Origin of the sequence: Pararhizobium sp. LjRoot255, assembly GCF_964252905.1 — a bacterium.
In the GTDB taxonomy this organism is placed as follows: domain Bacteria; phylum Pseudomonadota; class Alphaproteobacteria; order Rhizobiales; family Rhizobiaceae; genus Pararhizobium.
This window is the reverse complement of the sequence record NZ_CAXUPQ020000002.1, coordinates 263500-282538: the sequence shown is the minus strand read 5'-3', so window position 1 is coordinate 282538 and position 19039 is coordinate 263500. Positions and strand designations below refer to the sequence as shown.

Here is a 19039-nt window from a genome sequence, read left to right as displayed (position 1 = left end):
ATTTGTCCGGGTGGCGTTTTGCGGATCATCGGACCCAGTTGTTCCACCGCTGCAGCAGCATGGCGGCATTGGCATTGATCCAGGTCGCATCGGGAACGATGACGCTGTCCTTGATCTCCGCTGTCGTCGGCATGGATTTGCGGGCTTCCTCCGACATCAGGGAAATCGCCTCCGTGCTCGGCGGTGTGCAGGATAAAACGTCGCAGGCTCTTGCCTGAACGGCGGGGTTGTCGAGCCAGAACGCAACGAGCTTCAGCGCATTGTCCCGGTGCGGCGCGCCTTTGATCAGTGCAATTCTGTCGCCGACGAGAAACGCGGCCTTGTAAGACCAGCCGATCGGCAAGCCATCATTCTTCATGGCTTTCGCCCGCGTCAGCCAGATCTGGCCGAGGTCGTACTCGTTGTTGCGAAAGCCCTGCACGCTCTGATCACCAGTTTTCCACCAAAGCGTGACGTCGTCGCGGATTTCATCGAGCTTGCGGAAGGCGCGATCCACATCAAGCGGGAAGAGTTCGTCCTTTTTGACGCCGTCGGCCAGCAATGCGGCGGCAAGGACGCGCCAGGGATCGTCGAAATTTGGAAACGCCCGGCCACCGGGGAACCTGCCAAGATCCCACATGTCCGCCCATGTTTCCGGTGCCGCTTGCGATTCATCGTCCTTTCGGTAGACGAGCAAGGTCGCCGTCGACTGGAGGAGCGCGCCTCCCGCCTCGCAAGCGTTGGCTGCCAAGTCCGCCTTGGTCGAAAAGCGCGCGCAAAAGGCAGTGAGGTCTTCGGTGACCTGGCTATGGGCCTCGGAGGCTGATTGGATTTCTCCGTCGAGATAAAGGTCCCAGGTCACATTGCCCGACTTGACCATGGCCGCCGCCTTGGCCCGCATTTCTGCGTTTGTCGCCGATACGATGGTCACCGCGACGCCCGTGGCTTTGGAAAAGGGATCAAACCATGCCTCTTTGAGAGCGCGGTCATAGGCGCCGCCGGTTGAGGCGATGATCACTTGTTCCTGGGCGTTCGCCGGATGTTGGGTCATAAGCGCGGTAGCGACGATGACCAGGCTGGCCAGACTGTATGCGTGATTTATCCGTCTACGTTTCATTGGTCTTCTACTCCTGCATTGATTTGGGTGGTTCCGGCCTTCGACAGAAGCTGGACGAAGCCGATCAGAAAAAGCGAGGCGACGACGACCACGGTGGATGCGGCCGCAATGACAGGCGTCAGATTGAAGTCGATGTCTTCGAACATCTTGCGCCCGATCGATTTTCCGCCGACGTCCGAAATGAAGAACGCGACGGTTGCCTCGTCAAACGACGCAAGGAAGGAAAACACGGCTCCCGACGCGACACCTGGGGCAATGTTGGGCAGGGTGACATGGAAAAAGGTCTGCCCCCGGTTTGCGCCGCAATTCAGCGCCGCAAGCTCGAGCGCCGGGTCAAGCCGCTGCAGCGCTGCCGTCACGGTGATGACGACGAAGGGGACAGCAAGAACCGTGTGACCGATCAGAAAGCCGCTGAGGGTTCCGGTCAACTGCAGCGGCGAAAAGACGAGATAGAGTGCGACGCCGAGCACGATGTGAGGAACGATCATCGGACCCAGTGATAGCGCATGCAGCGCTGTCTTGAACGGCACATCCCCCCGGACGATGGCGAGTGCCGTCAGCGTGCCGACCATAGTGGCCGTCACCGACGTGGCAATGGCGATGCGTAGGCTGAACCAGGTTGCCGCCATCCAGTCAGGGTCGCTGAAATAAGCAGCATACCATTTCCAGGTCATACCTTGAGGCGGGAATTGAAGGTGCGACGTCGTGCTGAGCGACATTGGAACGATGATCAATGTCGGCAGGATGAGAAAGAAGAGGATCAGTGCCACGATGAACCCGGCCAGCAAGGTGAGAACGACCTGTTTGGCGGGGCGGCTTGGAGACCGATGCATCGTTGCAGGATGGGTGGCGGCTTCCTGGGCCTGGATGTTTCGGTCAATGAACATTGTGAAATCCTTTGCTGAGCAACAGGGCCCCGCGGAACAGGAAGACGATCAGGAGAGCGACGGACAAGAGAACCGTCGACAACGCTGCCGCGAACGGCCAGTCCAGAAGAACGGTCGTTTGCTGACCGATGAGCGTGGCCATCAACATGGAACCCGGGCCACCGATGAGGGCAGGGGTGATGTAGAACCCGAGTGCGAGAACGAAGCAGAGGATGGCGCCGGCAAAAACGCCCGGCAGGCTGAGCGGAAGGGTGATCAAAAGGAAAGTCCGCGCAGCACCCGCACCGAGATTGGCGGCAGCGCGCGCCAAATCTGGTGGCAGCGTCCGCAACGTCGCATAGATCGGAAGAATGGCAAACGGCAAAAGGATATGCGTCATCGCCAAGACGACAGCGCCCTGCGTATAGAGGAGCTTTAGCGGGTAAACCGACAGCCCGGCGTCTTGCAGCACGTCGTTGATGATGCCTTTTCTCTGCAACAGGACGATCCAGGCATACGACCTGATCAGAACCGACGTCCAGAGGGGCACGAAAACGCAGGCAGCTGTGATGAGTGCCGCCTTTCCCCGAAGCCGGGTCATGGCGAAAGCGACCGGATATCCGAGCACCAGGCAAAAGCCGGTGACAGCCGCGGCGGTTATCACGGTCGTCGTCATCACACCGAGGTATAGGGCATCCTGTCCGAGCCGGACGTAGCTTTCGGCGCCATTTGCAAAGCTGAGCGCCACGAGCTTGGCTAGTGGGTACAGAAAACCGACTGCGAACGTCGCAACCAGCGGAAGGGTCAAGAACCACGAGGTGAGGGGTGCGTAGCGGCTGGCGTCGCGGGGTCTTGTGATGGTGGCAAGCCGGCTTTGCCTCTGGACGGATGCCTGGATGTTCATCATGCAGTCCCCTCGGCATCAAAGATCCTGAGCGCGTCGACGGAAAAGGAGAGAGCGACGTTGGAACCGCGGTCCGGAAGAGATGAAATGCTGGAGGGTACATCGGCGCGCAGCACGAGCTCCGGAACTTCGTGCAGACGCACGAGCGCGGTTCTTGAGGCGCCGGCAAACACCATCGTCTCAATCGTTCCCGACAGGCTCAATGCGTCGCGATCGCGGTACGGTGCGATGGCGATATGCTCAGGCCGAGCGGCAACCCGGACGGCGGCGCCCTCCTCGTACCGGTAGGCTTGACGCCCCTGCGGCGTACGAACCTGGACGAGGGCGTTGCCGACCTTAATCGCCACGTGGAGGTGATCCGTGCCGCACACGGTGCCTGGTATGAAATTGACCGATCCGACGAAATCGGCGACGAAAGCGTTGTCGGGATTGGCATAAAGGTTGTTCGGTGTCCCGATCTGCTCCAGTCGACCCTTATGCATGACGGCCACGCGGTCCGACATGGTGAGCGCCTCTTCCTGGTCATGCGTCACATAGATGACCGTTGCGCCGATCCGTTCCTGAAGCCGTTTTATTTCGAACTGCATCGCCTCGCGCAGCTTCTTGTCGAGCGCGCCCAGCGGCTCGTCCATGAGGATGACGGGAGGGTCAAAGACGAGTGCGCGCGCCACGGCCACCCGTTGTTGCTGGCCGCCGGACAGCTGGTGCGGATAGCGGTGCTGCAACGCGCCGAGCTGGACGAGGTCCAGCATCGCATCGACGCGTTCGGCTAAGCCGCGGCCCTTTGCCAGACGCCGCATGCGCAACGGGAACTCGATGTTCTGGCGCACGGTCATATGCGGGAAGAGCGCATATTTCTGGAATACCATGCCGATGTTGCGCCGGTTCGGCGCGAGCATTGTCACGTCCTGGCCGCCGACCATAATCGACCCAGCGGTCGGCGTTTCGAACCCGGCAATCATCGTCAGGAGCGTCGTTTTACCCGACCCGGACGGGCCGACGATCGAAACGAATTCGCCCTTGCCGATCTCAAGATCCGTCTCACGCACCGCCCAGACCGCGCCGTAGGTCTTCTGCACCCGGCGAAGTGTCATCTGTTGTCCGATCAAGTCGTTTTCCTCCTTGCTGTTGGGTTCCCTCATGCGCTGCTGTGGGCGTGTCGGTTTCGGACGGTTCGCGGCTCTTTCCGGCGTGAGGCGTGACTTTGCCACCACGAATCGCTACCCTTTGATGCGCCAAAACTTTGCAAAACCTTCACACTTCAATTTTTGTTGCATCAAAAATATGCTGTGTCAACACGTTTAGGATGAAATATGAAAGACGCAAACCTTGGGGATGCAGCCTATGCCGAGTTGAAGGACCGGTTGAGCAGGGGGGCCTACAAGCCTGGTGACAAACTGACAGTGCGGTCGGTCGCTGAAACGTTGGACGTCAGTTCGACGCCGGCGCGCGATGCAATCAATCGTCTGGCCACGGAAAACGCCCTTGTGTACGCAGGGCCGAAAACCGTCATCGTCCCCATCCTTACAGAAGCCGACCTGCGAGAGATCACCCTCATTCGCATCGCGCTCGAGGGTCTGGCTGCCCAACTCGCGGTCGATCACGCCAAGCCGGAACACATTGAAAAATTGCGAGAAATTCAGCTAAATATCAACGCAGCCCTCGAAGCTCGGGCTTACGAGCGGGCGCTATGGCACAACAAGGAATTCCATTTTCTTGTGTACCGGCTGTGCGGATTGCCGCATCTCGTCACGTTGATCGAAGCCCAATGGCTGCGTGTCGGCCCGTCCTTTTATGGCCTTTATCCTGAGTTTGCCGAGGCAAAATACGGGGTGCGCAACCATGAAATGGTGATCGAGGCACTCATTGATCGGGACGGGGGCGGATTGCGCGCGGCGTTCGAAAACGACATTCGTGACGGATATAGGCGGTTGCGGTTTGCCGTCCGCGAGCGCGCCGAAGCTCTTTAGGTTTTTTGAGATACCGACTTGACGAGAGCCAATTTTGTTGCAACAAAAAAATAAAGCTTGCGCAAAGCTTCTGATTTTCCCTTGCAACAGAAGGCAACCCAGATGTCTACAGTAACAGCTGCCCGTGCAGCCGGGCATGTTCGACCGCGTTCGGCCGATCTCTATCATCGCGGCCGCGGGGTATTCCCGAGCGGCGTCACCCGGTCCACGGTCGATCTCGATCCGTATCCGACTTATCTCTTAAGGGGTGAGGGGGCCTATGTCGTCGACGTCGACGGCAACCGCCTGCTCGACCTCAACAACAATTTTACCACGCTCCTCCATGGGCACGGCTTTGCGCCGGTGGTTGACGCCGTCACCGATCTCCTTCGAAAGGGAACGTGCTTCTCAAACCCGACCGATCACGAGATCGCGCTCGCCGAGCTGTTGGTTTCGCGCATTCCGGCAATCGAGCAGGTTCGGTTCGTCAATTCGGGTACGGAGGCCGTGATGTTCGCGATCAAGGCGGCCCGCGCCTTCACGGGCCGACCGGCGATTGCCCGCTTCGAGGGTGCCTATCACGGCGCCTATGACTGGGCCGAAACCGGGCAGTACGGTTCCTTTGACAGCGCAAGGACCGGTCGTCGCACGGCAAGATCGGCCTATACCGGAGCTCCTGGCACGACGGCCGATACCGTCGTCGTCCTCGATTTCAACGATGTCGACGGGCTGGAAGAGAGCCTGATGCCTCATGCCAAGAGCCTGGCGGCAATCCTCATCGATCCGATGCCGAGCCGGGCAGGGTTCCTCAAGCCCCTTCCTCAGTTCATCGAGCGTCTCAGCGAATTTGCGCAGGAACATGGCATCCTCATCATCGCCGACGAGGTGCTCAATCTCAGGCAAGGCTATAACGGAGCCTCGTTTCGCTACCTGCTTGCGCCAGACCTCGTGACGGCTGGCAAGATCATCGGCGGAGGGTTCCCGATCGGCGCTGTCGGCGGACGCCGCGACGTCATGTCGGTCTTTGGTTCGGATGCAAAGGCGCCGCTTGTGCCGCAAGCTGGAACATTTTCTGCCAATCCTGTCTCGATGGTTGCCGGGCGTGTCGCAATGGAAGCCATGACGTCGCAGGATTTCGGGCGGCTGGAACGGCTGGGCGACAGGCTGCGCTCGCAGTTATCTGAACTTGCGGTAAAGCATGACGCTTCGTTTTCGATCGCGGGAGCGGCATCCCTCTTTCGCATCCATCCAAAGCGCAAGGTTCCCAACACTTATCCCGATGCAAGGACGACGCCGGCGGAGGCAGCACGGATGCGCAGTCTCAGCCGCTTCTTCCGGGAAAACGGTATCTTGCTTCCGGCCGATGCGGCAGCGTGCCTTTCGACGCCTATGACCGACGGTGACATCGACAGCGTGTCGTCCGCTTTCGAAATGTTTCTGACAACCTCTGAAGGTGGCAAAGAGGAGGCGCAGCAGTGAATACCATGCCCATCGAGGAGACCGTGGCCGATCGTGTCGCAAACGCCCTTCTGCGTCACGAGGTCGAATATCTGTTCGCCCAAAGCTTGCCGTCGGCGGTCGTCCTTGCCGCGGAAGCACGCGGCATCCGTCAGATTTCCTACCGACAGGAAAACATGGGGGGCGCGATGGCTGACGGGTATGCCCGGATATCCGGAAAGGTCGGCGTCGTTGCCGCGCAGAACGGACCGGCCGCAACCCTTCTGGTGCCGCCGCTGGCCGAAGCCATGAAGGCAAGCATCCCCGTTGTGGCGCTCGTTCAGGAAGTTGAACGGGACCAGACCGACAGAAATGCCTTCCAGGAGCTCGATCATATCGCGCTCTTCCAGTCCTGCACGAAATGGGTGCGCCGCGTCCAGGCCGAAGAGCGCATCGACGACTATATCGACGCGGCCTTTACCGCAGCGACATCGGGTCGGCCCGGCCCAGTAGCGATACTGCTGCCGGCGGACTTGCTTCGCTCGACGGTCAAGCCTGAGGCAACGGTGCGCCGTGCCAGCCTCGGGCGCTATCCGCTCGATCGCGGGCGACCAGCCGACGAGGCGATCCGACAGGCAGCCGAGTGGATCGCGGCTGCAAAAATGCCGGTCGTTCTCGCCGGCGGCGGCGTGCATGGCGCAAACGCCTGGACGCAGCTCGCGCACCTGCAAGAACTGGCGAGCTTGCCGGTTTGCACGACCAATATGGGCAAGGGCGCGGTCAATGAGCATCATCCTCTTTCGCTTGGCGTCCTTGGCTCACTGACAGGCCCCCGGTCTCTTGGTGCCCAGACGCGGCAATTCCTGGAGGAGGCGGACCTGATCATCCTGATCGGCACGCGCACCAATCAGAACGGAACGGACAGCTGGCGCCAGATCCCGAAAACGGCTCACGTGATCCATATCGATGTCGACCCGATGGAGATCGGACGCAACTTCGAGGCGCTCCGGTTGGCTGGCGACGCGCGGGAAAGTCTGAAAGCGCTGAATGCGGCCCTCGCAGAGCGGAACCTGGATCTCCGGCACGCTGCACGCCAGGAGCTTGAGGATCGGATCGCCCGCTGCTGGGCGGATTTCGAGGAGGCGCGTCAGCCGGTTGCCCGGTCGAACCAGTCGCCGATCCGGCCGGAAAGGGTCATGCGCGAACTTCAGCCCTGGCTTGACGACGATCTGACTGTCGTCGCCGATGCGAGCTACTCGTCCATGTGGGTCACAGGGCAATTGCGGGGCACAGGCGAGGGGACGCGGTTCATCACCCCGCGCGGGCTTGCCGGGCTGGGATGGGGGCTTCCGCTGGCGATTGGCGCAAAGCTTGCGCAGCCGCAGACCCCAGTCGTGGCCGTGGTCGGCGACGGCGGCTTTGCCCATAGCTGGGCGGAGCTTGAAACCATGGTGCGCCTCAACATCCCTGTCACCACGATCGTGTTGAACAACGGTATCCTTGGCTTCCAGCGAGACGCCGAAACCGTCAAGTTCGGCCGCTATACCTCGGCTTGCCATTTCGCGCCCGTCGATCATGCCCAGATTGCTGCTGCCTGCGGTTGCCGCTCTGCGCGCGTCGATGATCCCGCCGATCTGGCGGACCTGATCAGAAAGGGTATCGAGGCGGATGGACCATTCCTGATCGAGGTGATGACGGATCCGGAAGCCCATCCGCCGCTCTCGCTTTTTGCGGGGATGGATCAGGCGGCGTGATGATCGACCTCTCGCAACGCGTTGCGGTAGTGACCGGCGGCAGCTCCGGCATTGGACTTGCCGCCGTCACCCATCTTCTTCATTCCGGCTTCAAGGTTGGCTTTTTCGGGCAAAGTGCCGCCCATGTGGATCAGGCCGCCGCCAAGCTCAGCCGCCAGTTCGATGGCGGGTGCATCCTCGCGCGATGCGTCGATCTGACGTCACCGCAACAGGTTGCCGGCTTTTTTTCTGACGTCGAGGACCGGTGGCGTGTCCCCGACACGCTGATCTGCAACGCCGGCATCTCGCCAAAGAGCCCGGATGGTGCAACGCCCTTTGCGCAAGTCAGTCTCGATGAGTGGAATGCCGTTCTTTCCGTCAATCTGACCGGAGCGATGTTGTGCTGCCAGGCCGTTGTGCCGGCCATGGCACTGCAGGGGTTCGGGCGCATCATCCTGATCGGATCGATTGCCGGGCGGGCCATCCCCAGGGTGGCCGGAACCGCCTATGTCGTCTCCAAGGCGGCGTTGTCGGGTCTGTCGCGTTCATTGCTGGCTGCCTGCGCCGGAACCGGCGTGACCGTCAATATCATCGCGCCGGGCCGCATCGCAACGGACATGGCGGGCGCCCCCGACAGCGCGGTCAACCGTGCAGCGCTGGCACGCATTCCGGTCGGGCGGCTTGGCGAGCCGGCGGACGTCGCCAGCACGATCGGGTTTCTCGTCTCAAGCGGTGCTGGCTTCATCAATGGAGCAATCATCGATGTGAATGGAGGGGAGTTCGCTCCCCTCTGACAACCGGAGCCAGGCCCATGCCAAAGATCCTTGTCTGCGTTGAGGACGTGCAGCTCTTCCTTTTGCTTCGGCATGTGCTGGTGAACGAAGGCTTTGATGCTCTTCTTGTGACGGATCCTTTCGAAGTAGTGCGCCTTTGCCGGCGCACGGCGGTAGCGGCCGCCGTGATCGATTGGTCGGAAGGGTCGATTAACAGGGGAGCCCTTCTGGCAGCGGTGAGGTCTGTTGCCCCGCCTGTCGCCGTGATCCTGCTTTCACGGGATCAGGTCGGGCTGACTGTCGCCCCACCTGCATGTGAACTGCGCCTCGAACGTCCCTTCAATCCGGTCGCGCTGCTGCAGTTCCTGCGGCGTCTGCGCAATCTGCGCCTCGCCGCCGGCCATCCAGGCTCTGCCGGAACGGTGCTTCGGTTTGCCGACCTTGAAATGAACCTTGCGACGGTGAAAGTGCAGCGGGCCGGAAACAACGTCGCATTGACGGCGTTGCAGTTTCGCCTGTTGCGTCGCCTGCTCCAGGCGCCCACACTCGTATGCCACCGCGACGACCTTATTGAGAATTGCTGGCCGGAGCATGCCGAAGTCGAGCCACGAACCGTCGACATCCATATCGGCCACATCCGCCGTGCCCTGGATGCACTGGGCCCTGAACTCATCCGCACGGTGCGCGGACGCGGCTATGCCCTTCAGATGCCATCCGGCGTCAAGGCTTCAAAGTCGTCTAGTTCCTGAGTCGCCGAAATATTCCGGCCAAGTGTCGGAATTCCGCCTCCTCGCCGTCGAGCCAGGCATCCAGCCCACAGAAGGCGATGGCGGTTGCTGCTTCACTGCCGTAGAGTGCATGGGCGTGGTCGATGATGGCATCATCGGCCGGACTGCCTTCGTTGACGATCTCACGGTTTGTTGGCTGCGGTCTCGTCGACCGGGATGGATTGCGCGACATAATAGTCTCCCCGCGTCCGGCGCAGGAAGTGATTTTGGTTGATCGCCGGACGTTGTCGCACGCGTGTTGTCGCATCGATTGACGCTCGTGCCGTCCCTGGCGAATGTTTCGTCGCGGCTAAAATTCTAGAGGGCCGTTGCCGCGATGGCAAGGGCAAATGCTCTTCCGAAGCCGTCGTGAACGGCGCAACGGGGCATGGCAGCGCTCGCATGGCTTGGAGCCGGCAGAGCAGGGGCGAAACGACACGGTGACTGCGCTGGCTGTCATCTTGCTCGCCTGGTCGGGGCGTACAAGAAGGTACCTAAAAAACGAGATAGGTCCGGGCCAAACGGAAGACCAACTTCGTGCGCGGTCGACTCCGATTTCGCTGAGCCGTCGGCGTTGTGCTAAACCTCCTGGGGTTGCCCTGGAACCGAAGTTGCATGCGCGAATTCACGCGCCCTGGCTCTGCCGCCGTGATGCTCGATTTTCTGATGCGCTCTTCTTGTCCGGTTGCGTCCACGGCCCCGGTTCTTGGGTCCAAGCTGTTGCTGGCAATGCAAAAGCGAACCCACGTGGCAAACATGGGCCGCGCGGGTTGCGCAGTTCGGATGCGTACGGCTCGGCTCTGTTTGCAAAGCTTGCGTGAAAACATCTTTGCAAACCCTTCGTTGAAACGCGGGCCAGCTTCCGGCACTGTCTCTTGTGCCGTAAACCGGCATAGTTGGTTCGAATCAGAGCCGAAGGGGTTATTTATTGCCGATGAAGACGAGCCTCGATCACCTGCCGCCGGTCAAGCAGCACGAGCTCCGCCGCGTGGTCGAGATCATCCTTGAGGAGTTCGAGGATGCGCTGAAAGGGGCCTCGGCAGAGTTCAAGAAGCGTGGCCGGATCCTGAAGATCATCCTTTTCGGCTCCTATGCCCGTGGCACCTTCGTCGATGAGCCCCACACGAAGAAGGGCTACCGCTCCGATTTCGACATTCTTGTCATCGTCAACAATCGTAAGCTCGCGGATTTTTCGACCTATTGGCACAAGACGGCGGAGCGCCTGCTGCGCACGCCCGAGATCAGCACGCCTACCAGCCTGATCATCCATTCCCTACGGGACGTGAACGCGGAACTGCGGCGCGGACGGTACTTTTTCGTCGATATTCGCCGCGATGGTCTGGCGCTCTACGAGCTTGACGACGAGCCCTTGGCGGTGCCGGGTCAGGTCAGCGCCGATGTGGCCTGGCAGATGGCATCAGGATATTTCGAAGACCGATTGCCCGGCGCGATGTCATTTCTCGACACCGCGAAGTACCTGGCGCAAAAGGGCCAATATCGGCATGCGAGCTTTGAGCTTCATCAGTCAATCGAGCAGGCGTACTCAACATTGCTTCTGGTTCTGACCAGTTATAGTCCTCCCTCTCACAATATTCGTTTTCTGCGCGGCCTCGTCGAGGAGCAGGCCCGCGACCTCGTGGACATCTGGCCGCGCAATCAGCAGCGCTACGTGGCCTGGTTCAATGTTCTCAATGAGGCCTACGTCAAAGCGCGCTACTCGCCGCATTTTGAGATTTCGGAGGAGACCCTGCGGTGGCTGAGCGAGCGAACCGAATTGTTGATCCAGGCTGTGGAGAAAATTTGCAGAAGTCATCTCGATCGGATTCGCCCCGACGGAGGCGAGCCACGGTGATCTCGGCATGGTCGCGTCGGAAGACCTTGCTCTGGTCGGGCGAGACCGTCGAGCTTGGAAACATGCTGGCCTATGCCAAGGCTTCAACGTGCCGGTCATTTTCCGTGACATGCAATTCGGAAAGCCTGCCTGGCGCGCAATTCCAGCGTCGCCATCACCCTGCCGAAGGTCCAGGAAGCCTGCCCGCACGGGCTGGCCCCGACGACATCGATGCTGCAACTTGTCGTCCGTGATGCGCTAGCAACCGCGCTTCTCGAAAGCTTGTGTAAAAACAACTTTGCAAACCCTTCGTTGAAACGCGGGCCAGCTTCCGGCACTGTCTCTTGTGCCGTAAACCGGCATAGTTGGTTCGAATCAGAGCCGAAGGGGTTATTTATTGCCGATGAAGACGAGCCTCGATCACCTGCCGCCGGTTAAGCAGCACGAGCTCCGCCGCGTGGTCGAGATCATCCTTGAGGAGTTCGAGGATGCGCTGAAAGGGGCCTCGGCAGAGTTCAAGAAGCGTGGCCGGGTCCTGAAGATCATCCTTTTCGGCTCCTATGCCCGTGGCACCTTCGTCGATGAGCCCCACACGAAGAAGGGCTACCGCTCCGATTTCGACATTCTTGTCATCGTCAACAATCGTAAGCTCGCAGATTTTTCGACCTATTGGCACAAGGCGGTGGAACGCCTGCTGCGCACGCCCGAGATCAGCACGCCTACCAGCCTGATCATCCATTCCCTCAGGGACGTGAACGCGGAACTGCGGCGCGGACGGTACTTTTTCGTCGATATTCGCCGCGATGGTCTGGCGCTCTACGAGCTTGACGACGAGCCCTTGGCGGTGCCGGGTCAGGTCAGCGCCGATGAGGCATGGCAGATGGCGTCAGGATATTTTGAAGATCGGTTGCCGCATGCACACAAATTCCTGAAAGGCGCTAGATTTTATCAAGCTGAAGGCGATGGCAAAGAAGCCGCTTTTCTGCTTCACCAGTCAATCGAGCAAACCTACGCTACCCTTCTGTTGGTTCTAACGAACTACAGTCCCTCCTCACACAATTTACGGTTTCTTCGCGGACTGGCCGAGGAGCAGGTCCGCGAACTTGTGGACATCTGGCCGCGCAATCAGCAGCGCTACGTGGCCTGGTTCAATGTTCTCAATGAGGCCTACGTCAAAGCGCGCTACTCGCCGCATTTCGAGATTTCGGAGGAGACCCTGCGATGGCTGAGCGAGCGAACCGAATTGTTGATCCAGGGTGTGGAGAAAATTTGCAGAAGTCACCTCGATCGGATTCGTCACGTCGGAGGCGAGCCACGGTGATTTCGGCATGATCGCGTCGGAAGACCTTGCTCATTCCGTTAAATCGTCACCACGCGTCCACCTCCGCCGAAGGCAAACTTTTTTCCGTGCCGGCCCAGGGAGCGAACTGATTTTTCCTTTAGTCTATTAAAACAATAGATAATGTGAATTGCGCAACCAGTGACGTTGCCTTCGCAGCCGAAAGGAAAAAAGATGGCCCCGCTCAAACTCATCGGTGTTGCCGGCAGCTACAGCCGCCCCTCGAAAACTCGGTCATTGGTCGAGCAGGTTTCGGCGCTCGCGTCTGAACGCTATGGATTTCGCCGGCGTATCTACGATCTTCATGATGCCGGCCCTTCGCTGGGCCAGGCCCAGCGGTGCGAGGATCTCGATCCCAATGCGCGCCAGCTTATAGATGACATCATCGCCGCCGATGTCCTCGTGGTCGGCTCGCCGACGTACAAGGGAAGTTATCCGGGGTTGTTCAAACATCTGATCGACCTGATCGAACCGCTGGCCCTGCGTGGGAAGCCGATCGTCATCACCGCAACCGGCGGCGGCGATCGGCACGCCCTGATGGTGGAGCACCAGCTCCGACCGCTCTTCGGCTTCTTCATGGCTCATACGCTGCCAACGGCGGTCTATGCTTCCGATCGCGAACTTTCCGAGTTCCCCGTCGCCGCGCAGCCGCTGCGTCACCGTATTGCCCAGGCGGTGGATGAGTTGGCGGCGTTCTTTCCGCTGTTGGTGCGTCCGGTGGCTGCGGCAGAATAAACGACGCGGCAGCCGGGGTCCGTCCCAGCGAGCTGAATAGGAAGGAATCGCAATGAAACGCAAGATCAGGCTTGGAGCATTTTTGCCCGGTGGCGGACAGCACATTGCGGCATGGCGGCATCCAGACCAGCCCACCGATGGTGCGACCAGTTTCGAGTTTCACAAGCGCCTGGCGCAGACAGCCGAACGTGGCCTTTTCGACGCCTATTTCCTTGCAGACAATCTAGCGATCGGCTTTGGCGGTGCGCGCGAGGGCGGCAATGCCCGGGTGGCCGGATTCGAGCCGGTGACGCTGTTTTCGGCTCTGGCGCCCTTCACCACCCATCTCGGCTTCATCGCCACGTCTTCCACGACCTATGAAGAGCCCTATACGACGGCACGCAAGTTCGCGTCCCTCGATCTTATATCCGGCGGCCGCGCCGGCTGGAACGTTGTCACCACGACGGGTGATCTCACGGCGCAAAACTTCAATCGCGATACGCAGCTTCCTCACGCGGCGCGCTATCGGCGGGCCGCGGAGCATGTCGAAGTCGTCAAGAAGCTCTGGGACAGTTTCGAAGAAGACGCGTTCATTCGCGACAAGAAAAGCGGCGTCTTCTACGATCCGCAGAAGCTGCACGAGAGCGACCATCGCGGCGAGCACTTCCAGGTGCGCGGCCCGCTCAATGTCTTGCGATCGCCGCAGGGCTATCCGGTCATCGTTCAGGCTGGCCAGTCCGAGGACGGACGCGGACTGGCGGCCGCTACCGCCGAGGTGATCTTCACTGCCCATCAACACATTGAAACCGCTCAGGAATTTTATCGCGACATCAAGGCGCGCGCCCGCGGCCTTGGCCGCAACCCGGACCATATCCTTGTTATGCCTGGCGTCTCTCCCTTCGTCGGCAGGACGGAAGGCGAAGCGCGGGAAAAGTACGAGCGACTGACCTCCTTGATTGTCGAAGAGGACGGCATTGGCCTTTTGAACGGCCTGACCGGTGGCACGCTCGACCTGCAGGGCTACGACGTCGACGGACCGCTGCCGCCTGCGCCGCCGACGGAGGGGATGAAGAGCCGCCAGGCGCTTATCCGCCAGATCGCGGACGAGAACAACTTCACCATTCGCCAGCTCTATCAGTGGATCGCTTCCGCCCGTGGCCATTACACTATCGTCGGCTCGGTCGAGCAGATCGCCGACAGGCTGCAGCAATGGTTCGAAAATGAAGCCGCCGATGGCTTCAACATATTGCCGCCCTGGCTTCCGACGGCACTCGACGATTTTGTCGATCTGGTCATTCCGGAATTGCAGCGGCGCGGCCTGTTCCGCACGGCCTATGAGGGCAGGACGCTGCGAGAAAATCTTGGCCTGCCTTTCCCCGTCAATCGCTGGTCAGCCGCGCGCGCGGCAGTCCAGGCCGCCGAGTGAGGAGCGATCATGTCCTTTGAAAGCGTCACCTCATCGCTGACAACGAATTTCCGGCTCACGAGCCCGGAACGGTCGGGTCTCGCCATAGCGTCACGTCTGCGCGTGCTGGTCGCTCCGTTTCTGGCGCGCTACGGCCTGGTTGCAGGTTTTCTCATCCTATGGCAGGTGTCGAGCAGCCAAGGCTGGGTCAATCCGGCGGTCTTTCCGCCGCTCGACGTGATCGTGGCCGCCTTGTGGGACGGACTTGCCAGCGGCGCGCTTCTGGACGATATCGCCATAAGTCTGCAGCGCTCCGGCATTGCATTCGCATCGGCCGCTGCAATTGGCATCCCCCTCGGCCTCTTCATGGGGCAGGTCAAGGCCATCGAGCAGGCACTCGATCCGCTCCTGCAGTTCTTCCGCCAGACCTCTGCACTGGCCCTCTATCCGGTCTTCATACTGCTGCTCGGACTTGGGGAGACCTCCAAGGTCTTCGTGATCTTCTGGGCCACGCTATTCCCGACCCTGTTGTCGACAGTCGGGGGTGTCAAGGAGGTTGATACCAAGCTCATCGAAATGGCGCGCACCTATGGCGCTGGGCGGCTGACGACATTCCGTCGTGTGGTTCTGCCGGCGTCCGGGCCGGCTATCTTCATCGGTTTGCGTCTTTCAGCCACGACCGCTCTGCTGCTTCTGATCGCGGCCGAGATGATCGGCGCCAACAAGGGCATCGGCTTCCAGGTCATGAACGCTCAATACAACTTCCAGATCCCCCTGATGTTTGCTGCGATCCTGCTGCTCGCGCTGCTTGGCCTTGCCGCCAACGCCCTGCTCGTTCTCCTCCAGCGCAAGCTTTGCCGCTGGTCACAACCCGGCGCCTAACCGCTCTTTCCGCTTCTCTTCTCTGAAAGGATACCGATATGACCTTCCATTCTCGCAAGCTGCTGCTGTCGGCAGCTTTCTTTCTCAGCCTCACGGGCGCTGCTGCGGCGGCGGACGCCGTCAAGCTCCGCTACCTGGCGAGCCAGGGCGGCCTGTCCGCCCACGAACTCGCCGCTGAACTCGGCTATTTCGACGGCACCGGCATCACCTTCGAAAATGTTGGCTACGCCACGGGCGGTCCCGCATCGCTGATCGCGCTGGCATCGGACGACGTCGAAATCGGCAGTGCTGCGACCTCCGCCGTTCTGAACGCGATCATCAGTGGCAACGACTTCGTCGCGGCCTATCCGTCGAACGGCATCAATGCCGAGGTGCAGTCCATCTTCTACGTACTGGAAAATAGCCCAATCAGAGAAATCAAGGACATCGCCGGGAAGAGCATCGCCGTCAACACTCTTGGCGCGCATCTCGACTACACCATTCGGGAAGCCCTGCACTCGGTTGGACTACCGTCGGATGCCGCCAACCAGGTTGTCGTACCAGGCCCGCAGCTGGAGCAGGTTCTCCGCTCCGGCCAAGTCGACATTGCAGCCTTTGGCTACTGGCAGACGACCTTTGAGGGCGCTGCGCGGAAAAACGGCGGCATCCGCGCGGTCTTTGGGGACACCGACGTGCTCGGCGAAATCGCCGGCGGCTTCGTGGTACTGCGCCGCGACTTCGTGAAGGCCCATCCGGAAGCCGCCAAGACCTTCGTCGAGCAGTCGGCGCGCGCCCTCGACTATGCCCGCGATCATCCGGAGGAAACCAAGCAGATATTCGCCAAGGCGCTGAAGGAGCGCGGCGAAAACTCCGATATTGCGCAGTACTTCCGCGGCTATGGCGTTCGTGCCGGCGGTCTCCCGGTTGAGCGCGACGTCCAGTTCTGGATCGACGTGCTGGTCCGCGAGGGCAAGCTGAAGGAAGGGCAGTTGTCGGCCAAGGACATCCTGTTCTCTAGCGACCGCGCTTCGGCGAGCAACTGAGGAAACGCCATGAGCTTCGCACAGGAAACCCACCGCGGACAGGTGACGATCCGTCACCTCTCTAAGTCCTTCACTCTGAACGGCAGGCCCTTGGCTGTTTTGAGAGACATCAATCTGCAAATTCGCTCCGGTGAAAGCCTGGCCATCGTCGGCGCCAGCGGTTCGGGCAAGACGACCCTGTTGCGGGTTCTGGCAGGGCTTGACGCGGCCGACGCCGGTGAGGTCCTGATCGACGGGAAGGCGGTCAAAGGTGTCGGCGCCGAGCGCGCCGTCATCTTCCAGGAGCCCCGGCTCCTCCCTTGGTTGACGGTGATCGGCAACGTCGCCTTCGGCCTGGAGACACGTGGCGTGCCACGCCATGAGGCGAAGGCCCGGGCACGTCGTTACGTCCAGCTTGTCGGCCTGCAACAGTTCGAAAACGCCTATCCGCGCCAGCTCTCGGGCGGTATGGCGCAGCGCGTTGGCATTGCCCGCGCTCTCGTCGTCCAACCGGAGATCCTGCTGCTCGACGAACCGCTTGGGGCGCTCGACGCGATGACCAAGATCAGCATGCAGCAGGAGCTTGCGCGGATCTGGCGCGATGAGGATGTGACAACGATTCTCGTCACCCATGATCTTGAGGAGGCAATCTATCTGGCCGACCGCATCCTGATCCTACCGCGCGAAAAGGGGGCTGAGCCGCGGCTGATCGAGATCGATCTGCCGCGTCCGCGCGATCGCAGCGCGCGCGCGTTCGTCCGCCACCGCGAGGAGCTGCTAAGCCTTTTCGGACTGCACTGAAGTCGCCAGTTGAGAACGCTGTCGACAGCTGGGCCATGGAGGTGCGTTTCGGCAGCGATCCTAATTCGGTCCGGCGCGGGAGAGAACGCAACAAGGTTCCCAAGTTCACCTGATGTCCCTTCGCCTGCCTTGGGGACCGACTCTACCCCGTGATGATTGGCCGATCGGACGTCAACGATCAAAGCGATCTGCGTGCGCGCCCCTTCGGACTTCAAGAGGTTAACAAAACATGAAAATACTGACCTTCAAGGGATAATTGCTGCCCGCGGGAGACTTTGCGACACGCCCTTATTTTTGCGTGACTGTCTTGAGGAGGCCGAGACGGCTGCCGTCGTAATTCTGGCGCAGGGGTCCCCACCACCATTCGTTTTCCAGATACCATTTTACGGTTTTTTCGATGCCCGTATCGAAATTCTCTTGAGCTTTCCATCCCAGTTCGTTTTCGAGCTTGGTGGCATCGATGGCGTAACGCGCATCGTGGCCGGGACGATCCTGGACATAGGTGATCAGGCTTTCGTGCGGCTTGCCGGCTGGGTGAAGCTCATCCATCAGCGTGCAGATCCGCTTGACCACGTCGATATTGCGACGTTCGTTGCGACCGCCGACATTGTAGGTCTCTCCGATTCGGCCGCGCTCCGCGATAATGTCCAACGCCCGTGCATGGTCTTCGACGAACAGCCAGTCGCGGATATTGACGCCATTTCCGTATACCGGCAGCGGTTTTCCTTCGAGCGCACTGATGATCATCAGCGGAATGAGCTTTTCCGGAAAGTGGAACGGGCCGTAATTGTTCGAGCAGTTGGATACGACAATCGGCATGCCGTAGGTGCGGGTCCACGCCTTTGCCAGATGGTCGGACGCCGCCTTGGACGCAGAATAGGGTGAACTCGGATCGTACGGGGTGGTTTCCTCGAACAGGCCATCCTCGCTCAGGGAGCCGTAAACCTCATCCGTCGAGACATGCAGGAAGCGAAACGCTTCCTTGCCGGCGGGCTCCAGCGACTGCCAGTAGGCACGGGCACATTCCAGCATCGTGAAGGTACCGAGCACGTTCGTCTCTACAAAATCACGGGCACCGGTAATAGAGCGGTCAACATGGCTTTCCGCTGCAAGATGCATGATACGATCCGGCCTGAAGCTGGAAATCGCTGCGGAGATAGCCTGCCCATCGCAAATATCTGCCTGCAGGAACCGATAAAACGGATTTGTCTCAACGTTCTTTACGGACGTCAGCGTTCCTGCGTAGGTCAGTTTATCGACATTGAGAACCTCGTATCCCTTTTCAAGAACGAGGTGACGGACAACCGCCGATCCAATAAAGCCGGCACCGCCGGTCACCAATACGCGCATGGGCAATTCTCTCTCTTTGTGGTCCGTCGGCGCGGACATCTATTCGGCATAAAAAAGATCGCAACATTGGTCAAGCGTTGGTCGGGCCGTACCGGACCAGGAACGTCGCCGATTGACACGCAGTTCTAGCCACCATAATCCCTTCCTGCATCGGGAAAAACAGCCAGCTCGAGAGGCAATACCAGAGTGGA

At 60.3% G+C, this 19039-nt stretch carries 18 protein-coding genes and 1 pseudogene; 13 read left to right on the top strand and 6 right to left on the bottom strand.

The features are described 5' to 3' along the window. Positions 1–25: 25 nt before the first annotated feature. The 4 genes from ACSQ2W_RS20340 to ACSQ2W_RS20325 form a co-directional block, all read right to left on the bottom strand. A complete protein-coding gene (locus tag ACSQ2W_RS20340) occupies positions 26–1030 on the bottom strand; it encodes an extracellular solute-binding protein (RefSeq protein WP_436088947.1) in 1005 nt (334 codons plus the stop codon). 62 nt (positions 1031–1092) lie between these two features. After that, entirely contained in the window at positions 1093–1815 is a 723-nt protein-coding gene (locus ACSQ2W_RS20335) for an ABC transporter permease (RefSeq protein WP_436088946.1), read from the bottom strand. Positions 1816–1972: 157 nt separating this feature from the next. Continuing rightward, the gene (locus tag ACSQ2W_RS20330) at positions 1973–2866 is read right to left on the bottom strand and encodes an ABC transporter permease (RefSeq protein ID WP_436088945.1); all 894 of its coding nucleotides are present in this window, start codon (positions 2864–2866) and stop codon (positions 1973–1975) included. Further along, on the bottom strand, positions 2866–3975 hold the full coding sequence (locus tag ACSQ2W_RS20325) for an ABC transporter ATP-binding protein (protein ID WP_436088045.1): 1110 nt from the start codon (positions 3973–3975) through the stop codon (positions 2866–2868). Before ACSQ2W_RS20325 ends, ACSQ2W_RS20330 begins: the two co-directional genes overlap by 1 nt. Before the next feature lie 204 nt (positions 3976–4179). Between ACSQ2W_RS20325 and ACSQ2W_RS20320 the strand changes: the two genes are divergently transcribed. From ACSQ2W_RS20320 to ACSQ2W_RS20300, 5 genes are all read left to right on the top strand, one after another. Beyond that, positions 4180–4836 (top strand): GntR family transcriptional regulator, encoded by a 657-nt coding sequence (locus ACSQ2W_RS20320; protein WP_436088044.1) that lies wholly within the window; start codon positions 4180–4182, stop codon positions 4834–4836. 102 nt (positions 4837–4938) lie between these two features. Then, on the top strand, positions 4939–6294 hold the full coding sequence (locus ACSQ2W_RS20315; protein WP_436088043.1) for an aspartate aminotransferase family protein: 1356 nt from the start codon (positions 4939–4941) through the stop codon (positions 6292–6294). Between the two features lie 5 nt (positions 6295–6299). Continuing rightward, a complete protein-coding gene (locus tag ACSQ2W_RS20310) occupies positions 6300–8006 on the top strand; it encodes an acetolactate synthase catalytic subunit (RefSeq protein WP_436088944.1) in 1707 nt (568 codons plus the stop codon). Then, complete coding sequence (fabG, locus tag ACSQ2W_RS20305; protein ID WP_436088042.1) at positions 8006–8779, top strand: 3-oxoacyl-ACP reductase FabG; 774 nt, start codon at positions 8006–8008, stop codon at positions 8777–8779. The genes ACSQ2W_RS20310 and fabG overlap by 1 nt, the downstream gene beginning before the upstream one ends. 17 nt (positions 8780–8796) lie before the next feature. Then, on the top strand, positions 8797–9507 hold the full coding sequence (locus ACSQ2W_RS20300) for a winged helix-turn-helix transcriptional regulator (protein ID WP_436088041.1): 711 nt from the start codon (positions 8797–8799) through the stop codon (positions 9505–9507). Here the strand turns inward: ACSQ2W_RS20300 and ACSQ2W_RS20295 are convergent. Next, a complete protein-coding gene (locus tag ACSQ2W_RS20295; RefSeq protein WP_436088040.1) occupies positions 9497–9718 on the bottom strand; it encodes a hypothetical protein in 222 nt (73 codons plus the stop codon). The genes ACSQ2W_RS20300 and ACSQ2W_RS20295 overlap by 11 nt on opposite strands. Positions 9719–10459: 741 nt before the next feature. Between ACSQ2W_RS20295 and ACSQ2W_RS20290 the strand changes: the two genes are divergently transcribed. From ACSQ2W_RS20290 to ACSQ2W_RS20255, 8 genes and pseudogenes are all read left to right on the top strand, one after another. Then, on the top strand, positions 10460–11377 hold the full coding sequence (locus ACSQ2W_RS20290; RefSeq protein ID WP_436088943.1) for a nucleotidyltransferase and HEPN domain-containing protein: 918 nt from the start codon (positions 10460–10462) through the stop codon (positions 11375–11377). Next, positions 11355–11635: pseudogene (locus ACSQ2W_RS20285) on the top strand (SIS domain-containing protein); the annotation flags it as partial. The gene ACSQ2W_RS20290 and the pseudogene ACSQ2W_RS20285, both read left to right, overlap by 23 nt. 124 nt (positions 11636–11759) lie before the next feature. Continuing rightward, positions 11760–12677 (top strand): nucleotidyltransferase and HEPN domain-containing protein, encoded by a 918-nt coding sequence (locus ACSQ2W_RS20280; RefSeq protein ID WP_436088942.1) that lies wholly within the window; start codon positions 11760–11762, stop codon positions 12675–12677. Positions 12678–12869: 192 nt separating this feature from the next. Next, the gene (msuE, locus tag ACSQ2W_RS20275) at positions 12870–13430 is read left to right on the top strand and encodes an FMN reductase (RefSeq protein ID WP_436088039.1); all 561 of its coding nucleotides are present in this window, start codon (positions 12870–12872) and stop codon (positions 13428–13430) included. A gap of 52 nt (positions 13431–13482) precedes the next feature. After that, entirely contained in the window at positions 13483–14835 is a 1353-nt protein-coding gene (locus ACSQ2W_RS20270; RefSeq protein ID WP_436088038.1) for an LLM class flavin-dependent oxidoreductase, read from the top strand. Positions 14836–14844: 9 nt separating this feature from the next. Next, a complete protein-coding gene (locus tag ACSQ2W_RS20265) occupies positions 14845–15696 on the top strand; it encodes an ABC transporter permease (RefSeq protein ID WP_436088037.1) in 852 nt (283 codons plus the stop codon). Between the two features lie 38 nt (positions 15697–15734). Beyond that, positions 15735–16718 carry an ABC transporter substrate-binding protein gene (locus ACSQ2W_RS20260; RefSeq protein ID WP_436088036.1) on the top strand — a complete coding sequence of 328 codons (984 nt, stop codon included), beginning with the start codon at positions 15735–15737 and terminating at the stop codon, positions 16716–16718. Positions 16719–16727: 9 nt separating this feature from the next. Then, complete coding sequence (locus tag ACSQ2W_RS20255) at positions 16728–17498, top strand: ABC transporter ATP-binding protein (protein WP_436088035.1); 771 nt, start codon at positions 16728–16730, stop codon at positions 17496–17498. A 288-nt stretch (positions 17499–17786) separates the two neighbouring features. Here ACSQ2W_RS20255 and rfbB read toward each other — a convergent pair whose 3' ends face one another. Next, entirely contained in the window at positions 17787–18848 is a 1062-nt protein-coding gene (gene rfbB / locus ACSQ2W_RS20250) for a dTDP-glucose 4,6-dehydratase (RefSeq protein ID WP_436088034.1), read from the bottom strand. Positions 18849–19039: the final 191 nt, after the last annotated feature.